The sequence below is a fragment of the Stenotrophomonas sp. 220_Sma genome, from assembly GCF_056487375.1.
Window position 1 is genome coordinate 3,429,395 of sequence record NZ_CM151348.1, and the last position, 24,121, is coordinate 3,453,515.

Below are 24,121 nucleotides of genomic sequence, written 5' to 3' on the forward strand. Positions count from 1 at the left end.
TTCGATTGTCGCCCGACCAACGGTCGGGCGCTACAGGTCCATGGTGGGGCCCGACCGTTGGTCGGGCCACATCACATTACAGGGTGCGCGGCACTTCGATACGCTCGAAGCACTCGATCTGGTCACCCGGCTTGACGTCGTTGTAGGCCTTCACCGCGATACCGCATTCGGTACCGTTGCGGACTTCCTCGACGTTCTCCTTGAAGCGACGCAGCGATTCCAGCTCGCCCTCGAAGATCACCACGCTGTCGCGCAGCACGCGGATCGGCTTGTTGCGCTTGACCACGCCCTCGATGACCATCGAGCCGGCGACGGCGCCCAGCTTGGAGCTGCGGAAGACGTCGCGGACCTCGGCGATACCGATGATCTCTTCGCGGATCTCCACGCCCAGCAGACCGGAAGCCACCTGCTTCACCTGATCGATCACGTCATAGATGATCGAGAAGTAACGCAGATCGACGCCGTTGGATTCGATGATGCGACGGGCCGAAGCGTCCGCACGCACGTTGAAGCCGATGACGGTGGCCTTCGAAGCGGCCGCCGAGTTGGCGTCCGATTCGGTGATGCCGCCCACGCCGGAGTGGATCACGTTGATGCGGATGTCTTCGTTGGACAGCGCGACCAGTGCCTGGCTCAGCGCCTGCACCGAACCCTGCACGTCGGCCTTGATGACCAGGTTGAGGACCTGCTGGCCCTCGCCCTTGCCCAGGGTCGCCATGATGTCTTCCATGCGGCTGCCGGCGGTGGCGACCAGGCGCGATTCACGGCGCTTGGTCTCACGCTGCTGGGCAACGTCCTTGGCCAGGCGCTCGTCCTCGACGACCACGAAGTCATCACCCGCTTCCGGCACGCCGGACAGGCCCAGGACCTGCACCGGGATGGACGGGCCGGCGAACTCCGGCTGCTTGCCGGTTTCGTCGAACAGCGCACGCACGCGGCCGTACTGGATGCCGCACACCAGGTAGTCGCCCTTCTTCAGGCGGCCCTGCTGCACCAGCACGGTGGCGACCGGGCCACGGCCCTTGTCCAGCGACGATTCGATCACCACGCCCGAAGCGCGGCCTTCGTCGACGGCCTTCAGTTCCAGCAGTTCGGCCTGGATCGAGATGGCGTCCAGCAGGTCGTCGATGCCCAGGCCGGTCTTGGCCGAGATCTCCACCATCTGGGTGTCACCACCGAAGTCTTCGGCCACGACCTGCTCGGACAGCAGTTCGTTCTTGACCCGCATCGGGTCGGCGTCGGACTTGTCGATCTTGTTGATCGCCACGATCAGCGGCACACCCGCCGAACGGGCGTGCTGGATCGCTTCCTTGGTCTGCGGCATGACGCCGTCATCGGCGGCCACGACCAGCACCACGATATCGGTCAGCTTGGCGCCGCGCGCACGCATCGAGGTGAATGCCGCGTGGCCCGGGGTATCCAGGAAGCTGATCACGCCCTTCGGCGTATCCACGTGGTAGGCACCGATGTGCTGGGTGATGCCGCCGGCTTCGCCGGTGGCGACCTTGGTGCGGCGGATGTAATCCAGCAGCGAGGTCTTGCCGTGGTCGACGTGGCCCATGATGGTGACCACCGGCGGACGCTGGGTGGCTTCGCCCTGGTTTTCACCGGTCGAGGCCAGCAGTGCGTCTTCGGCGTCGTTGTCGTTGGCACGGATCGCCTTGTGGCCGAGTTCTTCGGTCACCAGCGCGGCGGTGTCATGGTCGATGGACTGGGTGATGGTGGCCATCACGCCCATCTTGAACAGCGCCTTGACCACCTCGCCGCCCTTCAGCGCGAGCTTCTGCGCCAGGTCGGCCACGGTGATCGTGTCGCCGATCGCCACTTCACGCACCACCGGCGCGGTCGGACGCTCGAAGGCGTGCGGACCTGCATTGTTGCCACCGCGCGACATGTCGCGACGGCCACCGGCCTGGTTACGCCCGCCCGGACGACCACGGGTGTTGCTGTTGTTGCTGTTGCCACGGCGCGCGCGGTCGGCAGCCGACAGGTGCATCTGGCCGGCGAAACGGTCGCCCGGGCCACGCTCGTTGCGCGGCGCGCTGCGGTTGTTGCGGTCGTCGTTGCGCGGCGGCGGCGGAGCGCTGCGCGGCGCAGCCGGAGCGGCGGCCGGCGTGCGCGGCGGACGCGGCGCGGTTTCATCGATCGGAGCGCGCTTGGGCTTGCTGGCAGCCAGTGCCTCGGCAGCCTTGGCGGCGGCCGCAGCTTCCTCGGCAGCCTTCTTCTCGGCCTCTGCGCGTTCCTTGGCCGCAATCTCTTCCTCACGGGCACGGACGATGGCTTCGTCGCGAAGACGATCCTTCTCGGCCAGGGCCTGCTGTTCGGCGAGGTTGCGGGCGCGCGACTCTTCCAGCTTGCGCAGGATGTCGGCGCGCTCTTCGTCCGGGGTCATGGCGCGAGCACCATCCTTGACGTAGGTACGCTTCTGGCGCACCTCGACATTCACGGTCGTCTTGCTGCGACCGGAACTGACCGTCACTTCCTGCTGTTTCCGGCGGTTGAGCGTGATCTTCTTTGCAGACTGATCAGTTTCTTCCGGGGCCTGCTCGGGCTTGCCGTGCGAACGACGAAGGAAGCCCAGGAGCTTCACCTTCTCGGTGCTGGTCACGACCTGGTCGGGACCGCTGAACTTCATGCCGGCACCGGCCAGCTGTTCCAGCAGTTTTTCGACCGGCGTGTTGACCAGTTCGGCAAGCTTGCGGATGGTGGTTTGCTGCGACATTCGGATCCTATGATCTTGTGGGCGCCCCCCCGCATCTGGAGGTGGCGCGGATTCTACGCCCTGAGCGGCTCAGGGCCCTGTTCATTGCCGGCTCATTCGCCGCGTTCCAGTCGGGCGATCTCCTCGGCACGTGCGGCCAGGATCAGCGCAGCGGCGCGCGCCTGATCCAGCCCTTCGATGCCGAAGTCCATGACCTCGTCGGCGGCCAGGTCGGACAGATCCTCACTGGTACGCACGCCGTGGCCGGCCAGCGCATACGCGGTGGCTTCGTCCATGCCCTTCAGGGACAGCAGGTCCTGCGCCGGCTGGCCGTCTTCAAGGCCTTCCTCGACTGCCAGGGCCTCATTGAGCAGCGCATCGCGGGCACGAGCGCGCAGCTCTTCGACGATGTCTTCGTCGAAACCTTCCACGGCCAGCAGTTCGCCAACCGGGACATATGCGATTTCCTCGACGGTGCCGAAGCCTTCGCTCACCAGGATGCCGGCGATCTCTTCGTCCACTTCCAGCTTGTCCATGAACAGCTGGCGGGCCGAAGCCTGCTCGGCCTCCGACTTGGCGGTGACCTGGTCCTGGGTCATCACGTTGAGCTGCCAGCCGGTCAGGCGGCTGGCCAGGCGCACGTTCTGGCCGCCCTTGCCGATCGCCTGGGCCAGGCGGTCTTCGGCAACGGCCAGGTCCATCGAATGCTTGTCTTCATCGACGATGATCGACTGCACTTCGGCCGGCGCCATCGCGTTGATGACGAAGTTGGCCGGGTTGTCGTTCCACAGCACGATGTCCACGCGCTCGCCATTGAGCTCGTTGGACACGGCCTGCACGCGCGAACCGCGCATGCCGATACAGGCACCGATCGGATCGGTGCGCTGGTCGTGGGCGAGCACGGCGATCTTGGCGCGATCGCCCGGATCGCGGGCGCAGGCCTTGATTTCCACCAGGCCCTGGCCGACTTCCGGCACTTCCAGCTTGAACAGCTCGATCATGAATTCCGGGGCGGCGCGGCTGATGAACAGCTGCGGACCACGCGGTTCCGAACGGACTTCGGCCAGGTAGCCGCGCACGCGGTCACCGGCGCGCAGCACGTCGCGCGGAATGCCCTTGTCCTTCGGGATGAAGCCTTCGGCGTTGCCACCGAGGTCGACATAGATGTTGCCGCGCTCGGCGCGCTTGACCACGCCGGTGATCAGCTCACCCACGCGATCCTTCCACGCATCCACGACCTGCTGGCGCTCGGCTTCGCGCACGCGCTGGACGATGACCTGCTTGGCGGCCTGGGCAGCAATGCGGCCGAAGTCCGGGTTCTCGATCTGCTCTTCGATGTAGTCGCCGACGTCCACGCCTTCGGCTTCATCGACGGCGTCCATCAGGCGGATCTGGCGGTCCGGCGATTCCATGACCACGTCATCGGCCACCACTTCCCAGCGACGGAAGGTTTCGTAGCTGCCATCCTTGTGGTCGATGACCACGCGGGTCAGCACTTCCTCGTCGGGATAGCGCTTCTTCGCTGCCGAGGCCAGGGCGGCCTCGATGGCATCGAAGATCACTTCACGCGGCACGCCCTTCTCGTTGGCGACCGCGTCGACTACCAGCAACAGTTCCTTGCTCATTGGCTCACTCCGCGCGCGGCTTCTTTGCCGCCGGCTCGTTGGAAGAAGAATTCGTGTTCGGCTTCGGACGCTTCGGTGCCGGACCGGTCGGCTTGCTCGGGGCCAGCCCCAGCGCCACCCAGTCGGGCATGATCCGTGCCTTGTCGATGTTGTCGGCCGACACGACCACTTCGGCCTTGTCGACGATGAAGGTGATGGCACCTGCGGTCTCGTCGATGGCTTCGATGCGGCCCTGCAGGCGGCGACGGTTGTCCTGCGGCAGCTTCAGCGTGACCTTGGCCATTTCGCCGAGGTGACGGCCGAACTGCTCCAGGTTGAACAGCGGACGATCGACGCCCGGCGAAGACACTTCCAGCGTGTAGTTGCCGCTGATCGGGTCTTCGACGTCCATCTGTGCCGACACTTCGCGGCTGACCCGCTCGCAGTCGTCGACATTGATGATGCGCTCGGGCTGTTCAGCCAGCGGCACGTCGATGTAAAGGCGCAGGGTCGCACCGCCGGGGGCCGGCAGATACTCAACGCCCAGCAGCTCCAGGCCCAGCGACACAACGGTCGGGGCGAGCAGATTCGCGATGTCGGTTGCCTTGTCGCTCACAGCCTGCCTTGATCTCTTGGTTGGGTGCCGGCCTTGGCCGGCATGGAAACATGACGCCCCGGAAACGACAAAGGGCCCGCTGGGCCCCTTTTCCGGAAAGACTCCGGTGACTGGATTCCGGTTGCAACCTGCAGTGCCTGCCGGTTGCGGCCCTCCTTCCGGGTCCGGACTCCCGCTGGGAGGCCGCCTTCAGGGGTATTGCTAGGCCGCTGATGATAGCGACTGCACCGCGCTGGTGCAAGGCTTGGGCCGGCCTTGCCGCACCGGCAGTCGAGCATGGCTCGACTCTACAAAAATGCGGAACCCCAAAGAAAAACGCCTTCGAAGCAGGACTTCGAAGGCGATCTGTTTACTTGGTAGCGGGGGCAGGATTTGAACCTGCGACCTTCGGGTTATGAGCCCGACGAGCTGCCAGACTGCTCCACCCCGCATCAGAAGCGGAATTATGAGTGAATGCTTCAAAACATGCAAGCCTTCCCTCATTCATCAAACCGGTTGGCGCCGATATGAAGTTGGTAGCGGGGGCAGGATTTGAACCTGCGACCTTCGGGTTATGAGCCCGACGAGCTGCCAGACTGCTCCACCCCGCACCGGAAGTGTTTGAACTGCTGCCCCGCTCTTTCGAGGAGGGCTACCGCAACGATGTTCTGGCTGAACCGCTGCAGTGACAACTCAGGCTGCGCATATTACACGAATCGCGCAGCTTTGTGTCAACTTTTATGCAAGATGCGCAAATGCCTGCTGGCACCAGACCATGATCGGGTTCCATGCCAGGCCCAGCGCCAGCAGCGCCAGCGCGTTCACGCCCAGGACCAGGCCCAGCACGCGGTCATTGCTGCGCGGCATGGCCTCGCCCACCGGCTCATCGAAGTACATGACCTTGATGACGCGCAGGTAGTAGAAGCAGCCGACCACGGCACACAGCACGCCGAGAATGGCCAGCCACAGCAGGCCACCGTTGACGGCCGCGCCCAGCACCGCCAGCTTGGTCCAGAAGCCCAGGAACGGCGGGATGCCAGCCAGCGACGCCATGATGCACAGCACCAGGCCAGCCATCCACGGGTTGCGGGCATTGAGGCCCTTGAAGTCTTCGATGTTCTCGGCTTCGAAGCCGGCACGCGACAGCGCGATGATCGCGCCGAAGGCGGCGGTCGACATGATGGCGTAGGCCAGTGCGTAGAACAGTGCGGCGGCATAGCCCTGCGAGCCGCCACCGGCAATGCCCATCAGCAGGAAGCCGATGTGCGAGACGGTGGAAAACGCCAGCATGCGCTTGAGGTTGCTCTGCGCGATGGCCATCAGGTTGCCGATGACCAGCGAGACTGCGGCCAGGCCGGCGATCAGCAGCTGCAGTTCGGTCGACAGCGGGCCCACGCCCATTTCCAGCAGGCGGTAGGCCATGCCGAAGGCGGCCAGCTTCGGCGCCGAGCTGATGAACAGTGCGATCGGTGCCGGGGCACCCTGATACACGTCCGGCAGCCACATGTGGAACGGCGCGGCACCCAGCTTGAAGGCGACGCCGGCGATCATGAACACCGCACCGGTGATCAGCAGCACGCGCTCTTCCGAGTGCGGGATGGCCTCGCGGATGACGTCCAGGTGCAGGCTGCCGGTGGCGCCGTAGATCAGCGACATGCCGTACAGCAGCAGGCCAGAAGCCAGCGAACCCAGCACGATGTACTTCATCGCCGCTTCCGAGGCCAGGCCGTTCTCACGGTTGCTGGCAACCAGCGCGTAGGAGCACAGCGCCAGCAGTTCCAGGCCCAGGTAGACCATCAGCAGGCTGCCCGCCGAGACCAGGATCATCATGCCGGCGGTGCCGAACAGGATCAGCACCGGGATCTCGCCCTGGAACAGGTTGCGGTCGCGCAGGTAGCGCCAGCCGTAGACCAGGGTCAGGCCGCTGAGCAGCACGATCCCGGTCTTCATCACGTCCGCGGCGGTATCGCGCACGAACATGCCATGGAAGACCTCCCCCTGCCCGCCCACGCCGGTGGCCAGCATGAACAGCACCACGGCCAGCGCAGCGAGCGAGAACAGGTGGGTGACGATCTTGTTCCGGTTGCTGACGAACAGGTCGAGGATCATCAGGGCGAAGGCGCTGCCGATCAGCACCAGCTCGGGAGCGAGCGGTGGCAGGTCAGCGGCGGTCAATGGCAGCAGCGGCGAGGTGGTCATCATCAAATCCTGGAATTACAGCAGCTTGCTGGATGCGATCTGCATCGCCAGCTTCGCGATCGAGGGCTCCATCAGGTCGGTCAGCGGCTTGGGGTAGATGCCCAAGGCCAGCACGCCGATGGCGAACACGCCCAGCACCAGCCATTCGCGGCCGTTGATGTCCTTCAGTTCGGCAACGTGGCTGTTGGCCACTTCACCGAAGAAGATGCGCTTGTACAGCCACAGGGTGTAGGCGGCGCCGATGATCAGGGTGGTGGCCGCGCCCAGCGCGATCCACGGATTACGCTGGAAGGCCGCGAGGATGACCATGAACTCGCCGACGAAACCGCTGGTGCCCGGCAGGCCTGCATTGGCCATGAAGAACAGCATGGCGAAGGTCGCAAACCAGGGCATCACGTTGACCACGCCGCCGTAATCGGCGATGCGGCGGCTGTGCATGCGGTCGTACAGCACGCCGACGCTGGAGAACATCGCACCGGACACGAAGCCGTGCGAGATCATCTGCACCATGGCGCCCTGCAGGCCCAGGCGGGCGGCATCGGCGTTGCCGGCTTCACGCACCAGCCACAGGGCAATGAAGGTGCCCAGGGTGACGAAGCCCATGTGCGCGATCGACGAATAGGCGATCAGCTTCTTCATGTCGTCCTGCACCAGGGCGACGAGGCCGACGTAGATCACCGCGATCAGCGACAGCGCGATCACCAGCCACGCCCATTCCTGCGACGCGTCCGGGACGATCGGCAGGTTGAAGCGCAGGAAACCGTAGCCACCGATCTTCAGGGCGATGGCGGCCAGGATCACCGAACCGGCGGTCGGCGCTTCCACGTGGGCATCCGGCAGCCAGGTGTGGACCGGGAACATCGGCACCTTGACCGCGAAGGCGATCAGGAAGGCGAAGAAGATCCAGGTCTGTTCCTTGGCCGACAGCGGCAGCGCGTACAGGTCGGCCAGCTGGAAGCTGCCGCCCTTCATGTACAGGTAGATCAGCGCCACCAGCATCAGCACCGAGCCGAGGAAGGTGTACAGGAAGAACTTCAGCGCGGCGTAGATGCGACGCGGGCCGCCCCAGACACCGATGATCAGGAACATCGGGATCAGCATCGCCTCGAAGAACACGTAGAACAGCATCGCGTCCGTGGCCGAGAAGATACCGACCGTGACGCCTTCCAGGATCAGGAAGGCGGCCACGTACTGGTTGACGCGCTTGTCGATGGCGCTCCAGGCGCCGATCAGGGCAAGCACGCTGACCAGGGTGGTCAGCAGGATCAGCGCCACGGCGATGCCGTCCACGCCCAGGTTGTAGCCGATCTTGTACGCCGGGATCCAGGCATGGGTCTCGACGAACTGCAGACCGTCGATGCCCGCGTTGTAGCCGCTCAGCAGCGAGAGGCTCGCCACGAACGTCAGCACCGCTACGCCCAGCGACGCCCAGCGGGCGGTCTGCGCATCACGGATCGCAAGGATCAGGGCACCACCGATGATCGGCAGCCAGATGAGGACACTGAGTAGAGGCCAGTTCGACACGTCTTCTTATTCCGTACAGGTCATCAACGCAGGTAATGCATCAGCACGCCCAGAAGGGCAATCAGGCCGATGATCATCGCGAAGGCGTAGTGATAGAGGAAACCGGATTGGGTACGACGCAGCATGCCGGCTGCGACGTCCACAACACGTGCCGAAAGATTGACCACGCCGTCGACGATGTTGCTGTCGATCCAGCGTGCGACCTTGCCCAGCTTGACGCTGCCACCGGCAAAGCCATCGATCCACAGCTTGTCGAAGCCGTACTTGTTTTCCAGCACCGACACCAGCGGAGCGAAGGTCTTGCGCGCCTTGCCCGACAGGTCCGGCTTCCACAGGTAGAACAGCGCAGCCAGCAGGAAGCCCGCCAGGGTCAGCCAGAACGGCGGCAGCATCATGCCGTGCAGCGCGAACGCCACCGGCCCGTGGAACTCTTCGCCCAGGAAGGCAACGGTGTTCTTGGCCGGATCGTAGAAATCGACGATGCCGGTGAAGAACGTGTTGACCTGGCCCTTGATTGCGTCGTGTGCATGGTGGCCGGCCCAGTCGGTGCCGTGCAGCATCGGACCGATGCTGAAGAAACCGATGGCGATCGACGGGATGGCCAGCAGGATCAGCGGCAGGGTCACCACCCACGGGGTTTCGTGCGGCTCATGCGCACCGTGGCCATGGCCGTGGTCGTCATGGTGCGCGTCCCCATGATGGGCGTCAGCAGGGTGCGCATCTGCGGCGTGGTGATCGTCATGGGCATGGCCGTGATCATCATGCGCGTCGCGGAAGCGCTCCTTGCCGTGGAAGGTCAGGAACAGCAGGCGGAAGCTGTAGAAGCTGGTCACCAGCACGCCACCCAGCACTGCCCAGTAGCCATAGGTGGCCACCCAGCTGTTCTGCATGTGGGCGTGGATCTCGGCCGCCTCGATGATGGTGTCCTTCGAGTAGAAGCCGGAGAAGAACGGCGTACCGACCAGGGCCAGGGTACCGATCCACATGGTGACGAAGGTGATCGGCATGTACTTGCGCAGGCCGCCCATCTTGCGCATGTCCTGCTCGTGGTGCATCGCGATGATGACCGAGCCGGCACCCAGGAACAGCAGCGCCTTGAAGAAGGCGTGGGTCATCAGGTGGAACACGGCGGCCGAGTACGCCGACACGCCCAGTGCAACCGTCATGTAACCCAGCTGCGACAGCGTGGAGTACGCGACGACGCGCTTGATGTCGTTCTGCACGATGCCGATCAGGCCGGTGAAGAACGCGGTGGTGGCACCGATGAACAGGATGAAGTTCAGCGCGGTCTGCGACAGCTCGAACAGCGGCGACATGCGGGTGACCATGAAGATGCCGGCGGTCACCATCGTCGCGGCGTGGATCAGTGCCGAGATCGGGGTCGGGCCTTCCATCGAGTCCGGCAGCCACACGTGCAGCGGGACCTGGGCCGACTTGCCCATGGCACCGATGAACAGGCAGATGCAGATGACGGTGGCGATCGACCAGATCACCGGCTCGTTCAGCAGCTGCATGCCGAACAGGGTGCCGTCCCAGATCTGCAGCTGGGCGCGCGGGTCAGCCAGCATGCCGGCCTGCGAGAACACCTGCGAGTAGTCCAGGGTGCCGAACACCCACAGCACGCCGGCGATACCGAGCAGGAAGCCGAAGTCACCAACGCGGTTGACCAGGAACGCCTTCATGTTGGCGAAGATCGCGGTCGGGCGCTTGAACCAGAAGCCGATCAGCAGGTACGACACCAGGCCCACCGCTTCCCAGCCGAAGAACAGCTGCAGGAAGTTGTTGCTCATCACCAGGGTGAGCATCGAGAAGGTGAACAGCGAGATGTAGCTGAAGAACCGCTGGTAGCCCGGATCGTCCTGCATGTAGCCGATCGTGTAGATGTGGACCAGCAGCGACACGAAGGTCACCACCACCATCATCATCGCGGTCAGCTTGTCGACCATGAAACCGACGTGGGCCGAGTACTGGCCGACTTCGAAGAACGTGTAGATGTTCTGGTTGAACGGCTGCGCGCCGCCCCACAGCAACTGGTAGAGCGTGTACATCGACAGGCCGCAGGCAACCGCGACGCCGAGGATGGTGATGGTCTGCGCGCCGAAGCGCTTGACCTGGCGACCGAACAGGCCGGCGATGATGCTGCCGAACAGCGGTGCAAGCACCACTGCGATCAACAGACTCTTGGAGAGAGTGATTTCCATCTGTGGATCAGCCCTTCAACGAATCGACTTCGCCGACATTGATCGTGCGGCGGGTACGGAACAGGGTCACCAGGATCGCCAGGCCGATGGCGGCTTCCGCGGCGGCGACGGTCAGGATGAAGAACACGAACAGCTGGCCGGACGGATCGCCCAGCTGACGCGAGAAGCCGACGAAGTTGATGTTCACCGACAGCAGCATCAGTTCGATCGACATCAGCAGGACGATGACGTTCTTCCGGTTGAGGAAGATGCCGGCCAGGCTGATGGCGAACAGCACCGCGCCCAGCGCAAGGATGTGGCCAAGGGTAATCACGGCTGGGTCTCCTCGCCGGCGGCCGGCTTGCTGTTGCTGTGCACGACCGGCGCTTCGGCGCCCATCTTGACCATGCGCAGGCGCTGGCCGGCCTTGACCATGGTCTGCTCACCCGGGTTCTGGCTCTTCACGCCGGTACGGCGGCGCAGGGTCAGCATCACGGCGGCAACCACGGCCACGGTCAGGATGACGGCGGCGAACTCGAACGGCAGCAGGTACTCGGTGAACAGCGTACGCGCCAGCCAGGTGACGTTGGAGCTGTCGGCAGCGACCGCAGCGGCGTTGTCGGCCGGGAACGGGTTGACCGCCCTGCCCTTCACGCCGATCAGGATCAGCATCTGCACCAGCATCGCCACGGCAACAATGAGACCGACCGGCAGGTAGCGGACCCAGCCCTCACGCAGCTTGGTGGGGTCGATGTCGAGCATCATCACCACGAACAGGAACAGCACCATCACCGCGCCGACGTAGACCAGCACCAGCGCCACGCCGAGGAACTCGGCGCCGACCAGCAGCCACACGCAGGCAATGGAGAAGAAGGTCAGCACCAGGCAGAGCACGGCGTGAACCGGGTTGCGCACGCTGATCACCGCACCGGCCGAAACCGTTGCCGCGATGGCGAACACCCAGAAAGCGATATTTACCCAATCCATCTCTCGACCTCAGCGGTAAGCGGCATCGGCGGCGCGACGCTCGGCGATCTCGGACTCGAGACGGTCGCCCAGGGCCAGCAGCTGCGGCTTGGTAACGATGTTTTCGCCACGATTCTCGAAGTGATACTCGAGGATGTGGGTTTCGACGATCGAGTCCACCGGGCAGCTTTCTTCGCAGAAGCCGCAGAAGATGCACTTGAACAGATCGATGTCATAGCGCGTGGTACGGCGGGTGCCGTCTTCGCGCTTGGCCGAGTCGATGGTGATGGCCAATGCAGGGCACACCGCTTCGCACAGCTTGCAGGCGATGCAGCGCTCTTCACCGTTGGGGTAACGGCGCAGGGCGTGCAGGCCACGGAAGCGCGGCGACTGCGGGAACTTCTCCATCGGGTACATCATCGTGTACTTGGGCTTGAAGCTGTACTTCAGCGTCAGCCAAAGGCCGCCCAGCAGTTCGAGCAGCAGCAGGCTCTTGAAGTAATGGGTAATCCTGTTCATCACTTAGACGCCCTTTTGAATCACGCCGAAGAACACCATGACGGCGGTAACCGCGATCCACAGAATGGCCAGCGGGATGAAGACCTTCCAGCCCAGGCGCATGATCTGGTCATAGCGGAAGCGCGGGAAGCTGGCACGGAACCAGATGTAGGCACTGGCGAAGAAGAACACCTTGACGAACAGCCACGGTGCACCGCCCTTCCAGATCCAGTCGACCAGCGGCGAGACGTCGCCGAAGTTGACCCAGCCCTGGATGGGGCTCAGCCAGCCGCCGAGGAAGAAGATCGAGATCAGGAAGCTGATCAGGATCATGTTGGCGTATTCGGCCAGGAAGAACAGCGCGAACGCACCGCCCGAGTACTCGACCATGTGGCCAGCGACGATTTCCGATTCACCTTCCACCACGTCGAACGGCGCGCGGTTGGTTTCGGCAACGCCCGACACCCAGTAGATGACGAACAGCGGGAACAGCGGCAGCAGGAACCAGTCGAAGAAACCGGAATTGCCGGCCTGCGCCATCACGATGTTGCTCAGGTTCAGGCTGCCCGACGCGATCATCACGCCGACCAGGGCGAAGCCCATGGCGATTTCGTAGCTGATCATCTGCGCCGAGGCGCGCATCGCACCCAGGAACGCATACTTCGAGTTGGATGCCCAACCGGCCAGGATGATGCCGTAGATGCCCAGCGAGGTCATCGCCAGCAGGTACAGCAGGCCGGCGTTGGCGTTGGACAGCACGATCTGCGAATCGAAGGGGACCACCGACCAGGCCGCGAAGGCCGGAGCCAGGGTGATCAGCGGGGCCAGCAGGTAGATCGCCTTGTTGGCGCTGCTCGGCTGGACCACTTCCTTGAACAGCAGCTTGAAGACGTCGGCGAAGGCCTGGAAGATGCCCATGCCCACGTACATCGGGCCGTGGCGGACGTGCATCCAGCCGATCAGCTTGCGTTCCCAGACCACGTAGAAGGCCACCGAGATGATCACCGGAACGGTGATCACCAGGATCTTCAGGATGATCCAGATCAGCGCGCCGATGTCACCAAGGCCAAGCAGCCACTGGTGCAGCGGATCGACCGCGTTCAACAGCAATTCGTTCATGCAGCCACCACCGTTACGCGAGCGGCACCCAGCGGCGCGGTCGCGCCGTGGCCCGATTCAATCCAGACCGAACCCGCAGCGACGCGGGCGTCGATCACCACCGGCAGGGTGGCCTTGCCGGCATCGGTGCCGACCTTGGCCATCTGCCCTTCCTGCAGCTGCAGGCGAGCGGCATCTTCAGCGTTCAGCACGATGCGCGGGGCGTTGTTGAGCGGATGCGACTGCAGCGCCGGGGCGCGACGGACCACCGCATCGGTGCGGTAGATCGCGGCGGTCGAAGCCACTTCCAGGCCTTCGCCGGCAACCACCGGCTGTGCCGAGGCGGCAACGGCGACCGACACCGGGGCCAGGCTGGCGCGCAGGCCGGCCAGGTCGGTGAAGTCGAAACCGGCTACCGCCAGCTCACCGCCCAGGGCGCGCAGCACGCGCCAGCCCTCACGGGCCGCGCCCGGCAGCTTGCCGCCGGCACGCGCCGACTGCTCGCGACCATCGAGGTTGGTCAGGGTGGCGTCGATTTCCGGCAGCGCACCGATCGGCAGGATCACGTCGGCAACGTCGCGGGTGGAGACGCAGGCGAACTGGCTGAAGGCCACCACCTTGGCGCCGACCAGCGCCTTGCGCGCGGCGGGAGCGTCGGCGAAGTCCAGGCCCGGCTCCAGGCCGTAGACCACGTACGCCTGGCGCGGCTGCGCCAGCATCGCGGCGACGTCCTTGCCGGCCGGCAGCACGCCTGCGCGGGTCAGGCCAACGGCGTTGGCACCCTGCGGGATGCGGCACAGCTTGGCACCGGTCGCAGCAGCGAAGTCACGCGCGGCGGCGCGGATCGCGGCAGCCTGCGGATGGTTTTCGGCGATGCCACCGACGATCAGCACGGTGTTGTTGCCGCCCTGCACCGCCGAACGCAGCTCGGCGTTGGCCAGCGCGTCGACGAACTTCGACGGCGCGACGATCTGCTTGCCGGCGATGCTGAAGGCGAAGTCGAAGTCCACCGGGTTGACGACGTGGATCTTCGCGCCGTTGGTGGTCTGCGCCTTGCGCAGGCGGGCGTGCAGCAGCGGCAGTTCGTGGCGGATGTTGCTGCCCAGAACGACGATGCGGTCGGCGCCTTCGATCTCGGCGAGCGGCAGGCCGAACACTTCGGCGGTTGCGGCGTCGGAGAAATCGCGGTTGTTGATGCGGTGGTCGATGTTGCTCGAGCCCAGGCCCTTGGCCAGGCGGGCCAGCAGCGCGCCTTCCTCGTTCGAGGTGGACGGGTGCACCAGCACGCCCAGGTTGTCGCCCTGGTTGGCCTTGAGGATCTCGGCGGCCGCGGCCAGGCCTTCGGCCCAGCTCACTTCCTTCCACTCGCCATTGACCTTGCGCAGCGGCTTGACCGCACGGTCTTCGCTGTACAGGCCCTGGTGCGAGTAACGGTCACGATCGGACAGCCAGCACTCGTTCACCGCTTCGTTGTCGCGCGGCACGGTGCGCAGCACTTCGCCGCGACGCACGTGCAGGAACAGGTTCGAACCCATCGCGTCGTGGTAGCCCAGCGATTCGCGCGCGGTCAGTTCCCACGGGCGGGCGCGGAACTGGAACACCTTGTTGGTCAGCGCGCCGACCGGGCAGACGTCGACGACGTTGCCGGACAGCTCGGTGGTCAGCGGCTTGCCGTCGAAGGTACCGATCTGCAGGTTCTCACCGCGGTACATGCCACCCAGTTCGTAGGTACCGGCAACGTCGGCGGTGAAGCGGACGCAGCGGGTGCACTGGATGCAACGGGTCATCTCGGTGGCGACCAGAGGGCCCATGTCCTCGTCCGGCACCACGCGCTTGCGCTCGTTGAAGCGGCTGACCGAACGGCCATAGCCCAGCGACACGTCCTGCAGCTCGCACTCGCCGCCCTGATCACAGATCGGGCAGTCCAGCGGGTGGTTGATGAGCAGGAACTCCATCACCGAGCGCTGGAACTTCAGTGCCTTCTCGCTGCGGGTGGCGACCTTCATGCCATCCATCACCGGGGTGGCACAGGCCGGCGCCGGCTTCGGCGACTTTTCCACGTCCACCAGGCACATGCGGCAGTTGGCGGCGATCGGCAGCTTCTCGTGGTAGCAGAAGCGCGGAATCGAAATGCCGGCCTTGTCGGCCGCCTGGATGATCATCGAACCCTTGGGCACGACCAGCGACTTGCCATCGATTTCGATGGTCACGTGATCCGGTGGCACGTTCGGGTTTACGGGTTGCGCGCTCATGCGGCGGCTGCCTCCACCTTCTTGCCGTCAACCATCGAATGACCGTTGACGATGTAGTACTCGAATTCGTCCCAGAACTGGCGCAGGAAGCCCTGGATGGGCCATGCAGCCGCTTCACCGAACGCACAGATGGTGTGGCCTTCGATCTGGCCGGCCACCGCCTTCAGCTGGTGCAGGTCTTCCATCGTGGCCTTGCCGGCGACGATGCGCTCCAGCACGCGGTGCATCCAGCCGGTGCCTTCACGGCACGGGGTGCACTGGCCGCACGATTCCTTGTGGAAGAACTGGCTGATGCGGCAGGCGAACTTGACGCAGCAGACGCTGTCGTCGAGCACCACGATCGCACCCGAACCCAGGCCGGAGCCCAGCGCACGGATGGTGTCGTAGTCCATCGGCAGATCCTGCAGCTCGGCCGCGGTCAGTACCGGCATCGACACGCCGCCCGGGATCGCGCCCTTGAGGGTGCGGCCCGGACGCAGGCCACCGGCCATTTCCAGCAGGTCGTGGAACTTGGTGCCCAGCGGCACTTCGAAGTTGCCGCCGTTCTGCACGCAGCCGGACACCGAGAAGCACTTCGGACCGCCGTTGGCGGTCAGGCTCAGGCCCTTGAACCACTCCGGACCGTTGCGGATGATCGCCGGCACCGAACCATAGGTTTCGGTGTTGTTGATCGTCGACGGCTTGCCGTACAGGCCGAAGTTGGCCGGGAACGGCGGCTTGTAGCGCGGCTGGCCCTTCTTGCCTTCCAGCGATTCCATCAGCGCGGTTTCTTCGCCGCAGATGTACGCGCCGGCGCCCAGCGCACCGTAGATGTCGATGTCCACGCCCGAGCCCATCACGTTCTTGCCCAGCCAGCCATTTGCATAGGCGTCGGCCAGGGCCTGCTCGAAGTGCTCGAACGGCTCGTGGTGGAACTCACCGCGCAGGTAGTTGTAACCCACGGTCGAACCGGTGGCGTAGCAGGCGATCGCCATGCCTTCCACCACCGAATGCGGGTTGTAGCGCAGGATGTCGCGATCCTTGCAGGTGCCCGGCTCGGATTCGTCCGAGTTGCAGAGGATGTACTTCTGCATGTTGCCCTTGGGCATGAAGGACCACTTCAGGCCGGTCGGGAAGCCTGCGCCACCGCGGCCACGCAGGCCCGAGGCCTTGACCATCTCGATGACCTGCTCCGGCGGGATCTTCTCTTCGAGGATCTTGCGCAGGGCGGCGTAGCCACCGGTCTTCAGGTAGCTTTCGTACGACCACGGGGTGTCGTAATGCAGGGTGGTGTAGACCACCTGGTGCGGCAGCGGCGCGGGGCCGACCGGACCCTTGGATTCGTGGTGATGTGCCATGCCCTTACTCCAGCCCGTCCAGCAGCTCGTCGACCTTTTCCAGGGTCAGACGCTCATGGTAGTGACCGTTGATGACCATCATCGGCGCGCCGCCACAACCGGCCAGGCACTCTTCCTCGCGCTTGAGGTAGACGCGGCCGTCCGGGGTCGATTCACCGTGCTTGATGCCCAGCTTCTTCTCGCAATGGCGGACGATGTCCTCGGCGCCATTGAGCCAGCAGCTGATGTTGGTGCAGATGGCCACGTTGTTGCGGCCCACCTTCTCGGTCTCGAACATCGAGTAGAAGCTGGCGACCTCGTAGGCCCACACCGGCGGCAGGTCGAGGTACTTGGCCACGCCGGCGATCAGTTCGTCGGTCAGCCAGCCCTCGTTCTGCTCCTGGGCCGCATGCAGGCCCTGCAGCACGGCAGAGCGCTTGCGGTCCGGCGGGAACTTGGACAGCCAGTGATCGATGTGAGCGCGGGTCTTGTCGCTCAGCACCACCATCGGGTCGACGTCGCGCGCCGCCTCGAAATTACCTGTCGCCTTCATCGGCCGACCTCAGCGAAATGCATAACGTGAAATTCCAGAAACTGCGGCGCCGGCTTGCGCCGGCTGCCTGCAGCGGGCGTTGGCGTGGCGGACGGCATTACCGGTCAACCTCGCCGAACACCAGGTCGTAGGTACCGATCATCGCCACCACGTCGGCCAGCATGTGGCCGCGCACGATCGAATCGATCGAGGACAGGTGGGCGAAGCCCGGTGCACGCAGGTGCACGCGGAACGGCTTGTTGGCGCCATCGGAGACCAGGTAGCAGCCGAACTCGCCCTTGGGCGCTTCCACTGCCGCGTAGGTTTCCCCGGCCGGCACGCAATAGCCTTCGCTGAACAGCTTGAAGTGGTGGATCAGCGCTTCCATGTCGTCCTTCATGTCCTCGCGCTTGGGCGGAGCGACCTTGAAGTTCTTGACCATGACCGGGCCGGGGTTGGCCTTCAGCCACGCCACGCACTGCTTGATGATGCGGTTGGACTCGCGCATTTCGGCAACGCGGACCAGGTAGCGGTCGTAGCAGTCGCCTTCCTTGCCCAGCGGGATGTCGAAATCGACGGCATCGTACTTGGCATACGGACGCTTCTTGCGAAGGTCCCAGGCAATGCCCGAGCCACGCAGCATCACGCCGGTCATGCCCCACTGGTGGGCCAGTTCCGGAGTGACCACGCCGATGCCGACGGTACGCTGCTTCCAGATACGGTTGTCGGTCAGCAGGGTTTCGTATTCGTCGATGCGCTTGGGGAACTCGACGGTGAAGTTTTCCAGGAAGTCCAGCAGCGAGCCTTCGCGCGAAGCATTGAGCTGCTTCAGCGCCTTGCCCTTGTGCCAGCGCGATTCCTTGTACTTCGGCATGTGGTCCGGCAGGTCGCGGTAGACACCGCCCGGGCGGTAGTACGCCGCGTGCATGCGCGCGCCGGAGACCGCTTCATAGCAGTCCATCAGCTCTTCGCGCTCGCGGAAGGCATACAGCATCACCGCCATCGCACCCAGGTCGAGCGCGTTGGAGCCCAGCCACATCAGGTGGTTGAGGATGCGGGTGATTTCGTCGTACATGGTGCGGATGTACTGCGCACGCTCCGGCGCTTCGATGCCCATCAGGGTCTCGATCGCGCGCACGTAGGCGTGCTCGTTGCACATCATCGACACGTAATCCAGGCGATCCATGTAGCCGATCGACTGGTTGAACGGCTTGGACTCGGCCAGCTTTTCGGTACCACGGTGCAGCAGACCCACGTGCGGGTCGGCGCGCATGATGGTTTCGCCGTCCATTTCCAGGATCAGGCGCAGCACACCGTGCGCGGCCGGATGCTGCGGGCCGAAGTTCATGGTGTAGTTGCGGATTTCCTGCCGGCTTTCGGCGGCGTTGCTGGCGAAGGCTTCGCCGGCCTGGTGTACGTGGCTCACTTCACTGCCTCCTGCGCGCGCTCACCTTCTGCGGTCTGCAGACGGGCGTCGTCGCGGATCACGCGCGGCACGCCGACACGCGGCTCCACCGAGGTGACCGGTTCGTAGATCACGCGCTTCTTTTCTTCGTCGTAGCGGACTTCGACATTGCCGATCAGCGGGAAGTCCTTGCGGAACGGATGGCCGACGAAACCGTAGTCGGTCAGGATCCGGCGCAGGTCCGGGTGGCCTTCGAAGATCACGCCGTACAGGTCGAACGCTTCGCGCTCGAACCAGTTCAGGCCCGGCCAGATGCCGGTCAGCGAGGACACCACCGGCAGCGCTTCGTCAGGGGCGAAGCAGCGCAGGTGCATCATCAGGTTGTGCTGGTACGAACGCAGCTGGGCGACCACGGCGAAACGCTGGGTCGGCATGTGCTGCGGGCGGGCACCGTCGGCGCCGTTTTCCTCGGTGGGGAACTCGCCCCACGCGAAACGGCCCTGGGCCTTGCCTTCGACGCCACGGCTGAAGCCCTGCGAGGACACGTCGGCGGTGTCCCATTCGTCGGAGCCATAACCGAGGTAGTCGACGCCGCAGAGATCCACGGCCTGCTCGAAACCAAACTCGTCACGCAGCGCCAGGGCGGTGGCGTGCCACTCGGCGGCAGGCACTTCCAGCGTCACTTCGCCGCGGGGTTCGACCACGATGACCTTCGCACCTGCGAAACGTGCGGAGAGTCGGTCGATGAAGGATGCTTGCTCTGCCATGGGGGCTTGGCGCGCTCTTGTCAGGTGAAGGGGTCAGCGGGCGATGGTCTGTGTACGCCAGATCTTCTTCTGCAGCTGCAGGATCCCGTACACCAGCGCCTCGGCGGTCGGCGGGCAGCCCGGGACGTAGACGTCCACCGGCACCACGCGATCACAGCCGCGCACCACAGAATAGGAGTAGTGGTAATAGCCGCCACCATTGGCGCAGCTACCCATCGAGATGACCCACTTCGGGTCCGGCATCTGGTCGTAGACCTTGCGCAGCGCCGGGGCCATCTTGTTGACCAGGGTACCGGCCACGATCATCACGTCGGACTGACGCGGCGACGGGCGGAACACCACGCCGTAGCGGTCAAGGTCCAGGCGCGCGGCGCCGGCGTGCATCATTTCGACCGCGCAGCAGGCCAGACCGAAGGTCATCGGCCACATCGAGCCGGTGCGCGCCCAGTTCAGCAGTGCATCGACGCTGGTGGTGACGAAGCCCTTTTCCAGCAGCGGGTTGTCACCTTCCGGCCGCAGGATGTCATCAACCCGGCCTTCCGGCGTGGGGTTGTTCATGAGGCCATCGAGAGTCTGAATCACTCCCATTCCAGCGCTCCCTTCTTCCAGACGTAAATGAAACCGAGGAACAGCATGCCGACGAACAGGCCCATGGTGATGAGCGAACGGGCACCCAGCTCCATGAAGACCTGGGTCCACGGCACGATGAAGATGATTTCCAGGTCGAAGACGATGAACTGGATCGCGATCAGGTAGTAGCGCACGTCGAACTTCATGCGCGCGTCTTCGAAGGCCTCGAAGCCGCACTCGTACGGCGACAGCTTTTCCAGATCGGGGCGGCGGGGACCGAGGAATCGACCAACCAGCATCAGCGTAATGCCGATACCGGTGGCAACGATCAGAAACAGCAGAGACGGCAAATATTCGGCCAGCACAGCGATTCTCTCTTGCCTCTGCCGCCGCGCCTGCAGGCGCTTTGGCATGGGGGAGTGGACGGGAATCTGCCTGGCGCCTTGCGCGCCAGACGAACCCGCTTTACTTACAAATGGTGCCCAAGAGGGGACTCGAACCCCTACGACTTGCGTCGCTACCACCTCAAGGTAGTGCGTCTACCAATTCCGCCACCTGGGCAAACGATCACATCAGACTATCTTCCCGATGCGCCGCGTATTGTAACCGGCTTCAGTCTTTCTGGGAGCCTTCCGAAGGCTTTTCTTCACCAGAAACCGAAGATTCCGCCTGAGCCGGCACATTCGCGGCCGGAACCGGGGCGGCCGGGACCGCATCGGCCTTCGGAACGGCCGGCAGTTCACCCGCCGGAGCCGCCGGAGCGACTGCCGCCGGTGCGGACATCAGGCCCAGATCCTGGTCGGCCGCCGGGCGGCTGCCATGACCGGCATACCAGGCCATGAAGAGGCTGATGCCGAAGAACACGACAGCCAGCCACTTGGTCGACTTGGACAGGAAGTTCGAGGCACCGCGCGCACCGAACACCGTACCCGAGGCACCGGCACCAAAGCCCGAACCCGCCGCCGCACCCGAGCCACGCTGCATCAGGATCAGCGCGATCATGGCCACAGCGACCAGCACGTAGACGACATTGAGGATCAACATCAGCATTGGAAACCGCCCTCGGACAATACTTCTAGGATTAGTTCGCGGCCGCCGCCCGTGCGATGGCCAGGAAGTCCGCGGCCACCAGGGAGGCGCCGCCGACCAGCCCACCATCGACATCCGGCTGCGCGAACAGTTCCCCGGCATTGTCGGGTTTCACGCTACCGCCGTAAACAATGGGCAGTGAATCAGCGATTCTAGCATCGATACGCGCGACTTCGCCACGGATGAACGCGTGCACCTGCTGTGCCTGCTCCTTGGTCGCGGTACGGCCGGTACCGATGGCCCAGACCGGCTCGTAGGCGACCACGGCCTTGGCGAAACCGGCCGCGCCGACCAGCTCCAGCACCGGCGCCAGCTGGCCGGCGATGACTGCTTCGGTCTGCCCGGCCTCGCGCTGTTCCAGGGTCTCGCCCACGCACAGCACCGGCACCAGGCCGGCGTGCTGGGCGGCGGCGAACTTGCGCGCGACCAGCTCGCTGCTCTCGTGGTGGTACTGGCGGCGCTCGGAATGGCCCACCAGGCCATAGCGGGCGCCGACCTCGACCAGCATGGCGGCGCAGACCTCGCCGGTGTAGGCGCCCTTCTCGTTGCTGCTCACGTCCTGCGCGCCAAAGGCCAGGCCGGTCTCGCCGAAGTCCTCGACCAGCTCGCCCAGGTACGGCAGCGGCGGCAGGATCACCACGTCCACCCCCTCCAGCGGCAGCCCGGCGGCGACCTGCCCCAGCAGTTCATTGGCGAATTGACGGCTGCCATGCAGCTTCCAGTTTCCGGCGACGATCTTGCGGCGCATGAGCGGGTGGCTCCTGTGTGAAGTCAGCCGATCATGATACCCGTTACGGCAAAAATCCGTTTCCGTGTAAGCGGTTACATGGATTTTCAGCCAACGGCGCAGCCCCTCGTGGCGGGGGTGGGGTTGGGTTGGTCGCGGAGAGCCCGGTTGGATTTGGGGCTTGGCCGGGCGGGTGGGACTGCGCAGGGGGCGCTGCAAGTCCCCCTCCGGGGCCCGGCCCAGCCGCTGGCGGCTGTGCGTTCGGGCGCTTGCGAAGCAGTGCTTCGCAAGCAAAGCGCCCTCCCCCCTGTAAGCTCGGTCGCCGCTTGCTCGTGTGCGCTGTCCTGCACACACGAGCAAGACCCGGGTTGGGCGTCCTGCCCAACGCGCCCGAGGCATGCCTCGGGCCCATGCGGCTCACGCCCCTGCGCAGCCCCACCCGCCCGGCCTCTGACACATTCCGGCGGTTCCGCCCGCCACGGAAAGAAATAAGAAGATCAAAAGCAAAAGCGGCAGTGCGGGTAGCTGCCCGCACCCATGGCGTGGATCTAGCGTGTCGACCAAGGTCGACACCTACCGGAAATCCCGATTTACCCACCGCCACCGGGAAACTGTCGAAGGCGGGGAGGTGTCGGATGGCGGGGTGTCCGCGGCATGGATGCCGCGGCCAAGCCCCCAGGGACGGGTTCACGGCGTCCCCGCCATCCGACACCTCCCCGCCTCCCTACGGGACACCCCAGAGCCGCTTTGGCTTTGGCTTTGGCTTCGGCCTCTGCGGGTGCAGGGCGCAGCCCTGTGACTCGTCCTGCCATAGGTTGACACCGATGGGTGGATGGTCCGGCCGCCGTCAGGCGGCCAAGAACGCCCGATGCATCGCATCGGGCGTCTGCATTTTAAGGGACAGGTGGGGGCGCTCAGCGTTGTAGATGTCTACGGCCTCAGCCACCATCTGGCGGGCTTGCCCCAGGTCCCGTGGGCGATGAAGCAGGAACTCGCACTTGAGGATCCCGTTGACTCGCTCTGCCAGAGCGTTCTGATAGCAGTCGTAGCCGTCGGTCATCGAGCAGGTCAGGCCGTGCCGCGCATGGATCTTCTGGTAGTAATCCGAGCAGTACTGGATTCCACGATCAGAGTGATGGATCAGCTTCTGCGATGTCTTTCTCCCTTTCAGCGCCATCTCCAGCGCCTGAGCTACCTGCTCTGTCTGTAGCGTTTCATGCACGCTCCAGCCCACGATCTTGCGCGACCAGGCATCGGTGACCAGGCTCAGATACACGAACTTCCCCTGCGTCGGCAGATAGGTGATGTCCGCCACCCACACCTGCTCGCTACCGGTTGGTATTACGCATCCTTGGCCAGGTTTGAGCAGATTCGGATGCCTGCGAAAGCGATGATGGCTGTCGGTAGTCTTGTGATAAGCCCGACGTTTCGGTACCAGCAGGCGCGCTTCCCGAAGTACGTCAAACAACCGGTCACGTCCCATGGTGATTCCCGCCGCCTGCAGCTTCGGTCCGATCAAATGGTGCAACTTGCGCGTCCCGATCCGTGGCTGCCGCACGCGGCAATCGCTCACCAGCGCCAGTGCTTTGGTCTCGCTGGCGCGTCGTCGTTGATGCCGGCACCCCGCTTGATAGAACGCCTGTCGACTGATGCCGAAATGGCGGCAAGCCCTTGCCACGCTTACGCCTTTGAGGCGCCCTTGCGTGAGGACTTGCCTGAAGGCTTTTTTACGATGCGCACCCCGTAATCCTCTTTGAGGACATCCACGATGGCTTCGAAAAGCTGTGCTTTCTCGTTGGCCTCCCGTAACTGGACCTGCAGGGCCTTGATCTGTTGTTCCGGCGTCAGCGGCGTGGCCGGTCCACTTTTGGGAGAAGTCGTCATGGGGGCAGATGATGCACCACCTGACCAATCCTGCCGACCATGGCGGCGAAGCCACTTCAGAACCGTGCTGCTGCCTTGGATACCGTATCGCTCCTGAGCCTTCTTATAGGTCAGTTCTCCACGCTCGACCTGATCGACCACGGACAACTTGAAGGCCAGCGAGTAATCCCGCTGACTGCGCCTGATTGTTGATTTCATTGAACATTCCTTTTCC

Annotated in this window: 20 protein-coding genes and 3 tRNA genes; all 23 read right to left on the minus strand. The window is 64.4% G+C overall.

Annotated elements, in window-relative coordinates; genetic code table 11:
* Positions 1–76: 76 nt before the first annotated feature.
* Positions 77–2,722: a translation initiation factor IF-2 gene (gene infB / locus ACZLIB_RS16190; protein WP_478468124.1), complete on the minus strand. Its 2,646-nt coding sequence runs from the start codon at positions 2,720–2,722 to the stop codon at positions 77–79.
* 92 nt (positions 2,723–2,814) lie between these two features.
* Positions 2,815–4,326 carry a transcription termination factor NusA gene (gene nusA, locus ACZLIB_RS16195; RefSeq protein WP_005410449.1) on the minus strand — a complete coding sequence of 504 codons (1,512 nt, stop codon included), beginning with the start codon at positions 4,324–4,326 and terminating at the stop codon, positions 2,815–2,817.
* Positions 4,327–4,330: 4 nt separating this feature from the next.
* Positions 4,331–4,921, minus strand: coding sequence for a ribosome maturation factor RimP (gene rimP / locus ACZLIB_RS16200; RefSeq protein WP_032128649.1), 591 nt, complete (start codon positions 4,919–4,921; stop codon positions 4,331–4,333).
* 354 nt (positions 4,922–5,275) lie between these two features.
* Positions 5,276–5,352 (minus strand) — tRNA-Met (locus ACZLIB_RS16205).
* 82 nt (positions 5,353–5,434) lie between these two features.
* Positions 5,435–5,511, minus strand: a tRNA-Met gene (locus ACZLIB_RS16210).
* A gap of 127 nt (positions 5,512–5,638) precedes the next feature.
* On the minus strand, positions 5,639–7,099 hold the full coding sequence (nuoN, locus tag ACZLIB_RS16215; RefSeq protein WP_032128648.1) for an NADH-quinone oxidoreductase subunit NuoN: 1,461 nt from the start codon (positions 7,097–7,099) through the stop codon (positions 5,639–5,641).
* A gap of 15 nt (positions 7,100–7,114) precedes the next feature.
* Positions 7,115–8,623, minus strand: coding sequence for an NADH-quinone oxidoreductase subunit M (locus ACZLIB_RS16220; RefSeq protein WP_032128647.1), 1,509 nt, complete (start codon positions 8,621–8,623; stop codon positions 7,115–7,117).
* Between the two features lie 23 nt (positions 8,624–8,646).
* On the minus strand, positions 8,647–10,824 hold the full coding sequence (nuoL, locus tag ACZLIB_RS16225; RefSeq protein ID WP_478468126.1) for an NADH-quinone oxidoreductase subunit L: 2,178 nt from the start codon (positions 10,822–10,824) through the stop codon (positions 8,647–8,649).
* Between the two features lie 7 nt (positions 10,825–10,831).
* Positions 10,832–11,137, minus strand: coding sequence for an NADH-quinone oxidoreductase subunit NuoK (gene nuoK, locus ACZLIB_RS16230; RefSeq protein WP_005417921.1), 306 nt, complete (start codon positions 11,135–11,137; stop codon positions 10,832–10,834).
* Positions 11,134–11,790 carry an NADH-quinone oxidoreductase subunit J gene (locus ACZLIB_RS16235; RefSeq protein WP_032128645.1) on the minus strand — a complete coding sequence of 219 codons (657 nt, stop codon included), beginning with the start codon at positions 11,788–11,790 and terminating at the stop codon, positions 11,134–11,136. Before ACZLIB_RS16235 ends, nuoK begins: the two co-directional genes overlap by 4 nt.
* A 9-nt stretch (positions 11,791–11,799) precedes the next feature.
* On the minus strand, positions 11,800–12,288 hold the full coding sequence (gene nuoI, locus ACZLIB_RS16240) for an NADH-quinone oxidoreductase subunit NuoI (protein ID WP_006381128.1): 489 nt from the start codon (positions 12,286–12,288) through the stop codon (positions 11,800–11,802).
* Positions 12,289–12,291: 3 nt separating this feature from the next.
* The gene (gene nuoH / locus ACZLIB_RS16245) at positions 12,292–13,386 is read right to left on the minus strand and encodes an NADH-quinone oxidoreductase subunit NuoH (RefSeq protein WP_006381129.1); all 1,095 of its coding nucleotides are present in this window, start codon (positions 13,384–13,386) and stop codon (positions 12,292–12,294) included.
* A complete protein-coding gene (gene nuoG / locus ACZLIB_RS16250) occupies positions 13,383–15,617 on the minus strand; it encodes an NADH-quinone oxidoreductase subunit NuoG (RefSeq protein ID WP_478468128.1) in 2,235 nt (744 codons plus the stop codon). The genes nuoH and nuoG overlap by 4 nt, the downstream gene beginning before the upstream one ends.
* Positions 15,614–16,954: an NADH-quinone oxidoreductase subunit NuoF gene (nuoF, locus tag ACZLIB_RS16255; RefSeq protein ID WP_006381131.1), complete on the minus strand. Its 1,341-nt coding sequence runs from the start codon at positions 16,952–16,954 to the stop codon at positions 15,614–15,616. Before nuoF ends, nuoG begins: the two co-directional genes overlap by 4 nt.
* A gap of 4 nt (positions 16,955–16,958) precedes the next feature.
* On the minus strand, positions 16,959–17,486 hold the full coding sequence (nuoE, locus tag ACZLIB_RS16260) for an NADH-quinone oxidoreductase subunit NuoE (RefSeq protein ID WP_006381132.1): 528 nt from the start codon (positions 17,484–17,486) through the stop codon (positions 16,959–16,961).
* A gap of 97 nt (positions 17,487–17,583) precedes the next feature.
* Entirely contained in the window at positions 17,584–18,891 is a 1,308-nt protein-coding gene (locus tag ACZLIB_RS16265; RefSeq protein ID WP_006458796.1) for an NADH-quinone oxidoreductase subunit D, read from the minus strand.
* The gene (locus ACZLIB_RS16270; RefSeq protein ID WP_005410462.1) at positions 18,888–19,637 is read right to left on the minus strand and encodes an NADH-quinone oxidoreductase subunit C; all 750 of its coding nucleotides are present in this window, start codon (positions 19,635–19,637) and stop codon (positions 18,888–18,890) included. The genes ACZLIB_RS16265 and ACZLIB_RS16270 overlap by 4 nt, the downstream gene beginning before the upstream one ends.
* Positions 19,638–19,670: 33 nt before the next feature.
* On the minus strand, positions 19,671–20,225 hold the full coding sequence (locus tag ACZLIB_RS16275; RefSeq protein WP_005410463.1) for a NuoB/complex I 20 kDa subunit family protein: 555 nt from the start codon (positions 20,223–20,225) through the stop codon (positions 19,671–19,673).
* A complete protein-coding gene (locus ACZLIB_RS16280) occupies positions 20,216–20,572 on the minus strand; it encodes an NADH-quinone oxidoreductase subunit A (protein ID WP_008265012.1) in 357 nt (118 codons plus the stop codon). Before ACZLIB_RS16280 ends, ACZLIB_RS16275 begins: the two co-directional genes overlap by 10 nt.
* A 111-nt stretch (positions 20,573–20,683) precedes the next feature.
* A tRNA-Leu gene (locus tag ACZLIB_RS16285) sits at positions 20,684–20,768 on the minus strand.
* Positions 20,769–20,819: 51 nt separating this feature from the next.
* Positions 20,820–21,257, minus strand: a complete 438-nt coding sequence (secG, locus tag ACZLIB_RS16290; protein WP_010486424.1) for a preprotein translocase subunit SecG — start codon at positions 21,255–21,257, stop codon at positions 20,820–20,822.
* Between the two features lie 31 nt (positions 21,258–21,288).
* A complete protein-coding gene (gene tpiA, locus ACZLIB_RS16295) occupies positions 21,289–22,044 on the minus strand; it encodes a triose-phosphate isomerase (RefSeq protein ID WP_032128643.1) in 756 nt (251 codons plus the stop codon).
* An 826-nt stretch (positions 22,045–22,870) separates the two neighbouring features.
* Positions 22,871–24,105, minus strand: a protein-coding gene (locus tag ACZLIB_RS16300) for an IS3 family transposase (protein WP_478468130.1) whose coding sequence is annotated in 2 segments (ribosomal slippage) — positions 22,871–23,754 and positions 23,754–24,105 — 1,236 coding nt in all. Because the reading frame shifts where the segments join, the coding sequence is not laid out codon by codon here.
* Positions 24,106–24,121 lie beyond the last annotated feature (16 nt).

What these genes read in the sequence shown, in the direction of transcription:
- infB (WP_478468124.1), bottom strand. Translation starts at nt 2,722, where the DNA reads ATGTCGCAGCAAACCACCATCCGCAAGCTTGCCGAACTGGTCAACACG.
- nusA (WP_005410449.1), bottom strand. Translation starts at nt 4,326, where the DNA reads ATGAGCAAGGAACTGTTGCTGGTAGTCGACGCGGTCGCCAACGAGAAG.
- nuoN (WP_032128648.1), bottom strand. Translation starts at nt 7,099, where the DNA reads ATGACCACCTCGCCGCTGCTGCCATTGACCGCCGCTGACCTGCCACCG.
- nuoL (WP_478468126.1), bottom strand. Translation starts at nt 10,824, where the DNA reads ATGGAAATCACTCTCTCCAAGAGTCTGTTGATCGCAGTGGTGCTTGCA.
- ACZLIB_RS16235 (WP_032128645.1), bottom strand. Translation starts at nt 11,790, where the DNA reads ATGGATTGGGTAAATATCGCTTTCTGGGTGTTCGCCATCGCGGCAACG.
- nuoI (WP_006381128.1), bottom strand. Translation starts at nt 12,288, where the DNA reads ATGAACAGGATTACCCATTACTTCAAGAGCCTGCTGCTGCTCGAACTG.
- nuoH (WP_006381129.1), bottom strand. Translation starts at nt 13,386, where the DNA reads ATGAACGAATTGCTGTTGAACGCGGTCGATCCGCTGCACCAGTGGCTG.
- nuoG (WP_478468128.1), bottom strand. Translation starts at nt 15,617, where the DNA reads ATGAGCGCGCAACCCGTAAACCCGAACGTGCCACCGGATCACGTGACC.
- nuoF (WP_006381131.1), bottom strand. Translation starts at nt 16,954, where the DNA reads ATGGCACATCACCACGAATCCAAGGGTCCGGTCGGCCCCGCGCCGCTG.
- nuoE (WP_006381132.1), bottom strand. Translation starts at nt 17,486, where the DNA reads ATGAAGGCGACAGGTAATTTCGAGGCGGCGCGCGACGTCGACCCGATG.
- ACZLIB_RS16270 (WP_005410462.1), bottom strand. Translation starts at nt 19,637, where the DNA reads ATGGCAGAGCAAGCATCCTTCATCGACCGACTCTCCGCACGTTTCGCA.
- ACZLIB_RS16275 (WP_005410463.1), bottom strand. Translation starts at nt 20,225, where the DNA reads ATGGGAGTGATTCAGACTCTCGATGGCCTCATGAACAACCCCACGCCG.
- secG (WP_010486424.1), bottom strand. Translation starts at nt 21,257, where the DNA reads ATGCTGATGTTGATCCTCAATGTCGTCTACGTGCTGGTCGCTGTGGCC.
- tpiA (WP_032128643.1), bottom strand. Translation starts at nt 22,044, where the DNA reads ATGCGCCGCAAGATCGTCGCCGGAAACTGGAAGCTGCATGGCAGCCGT.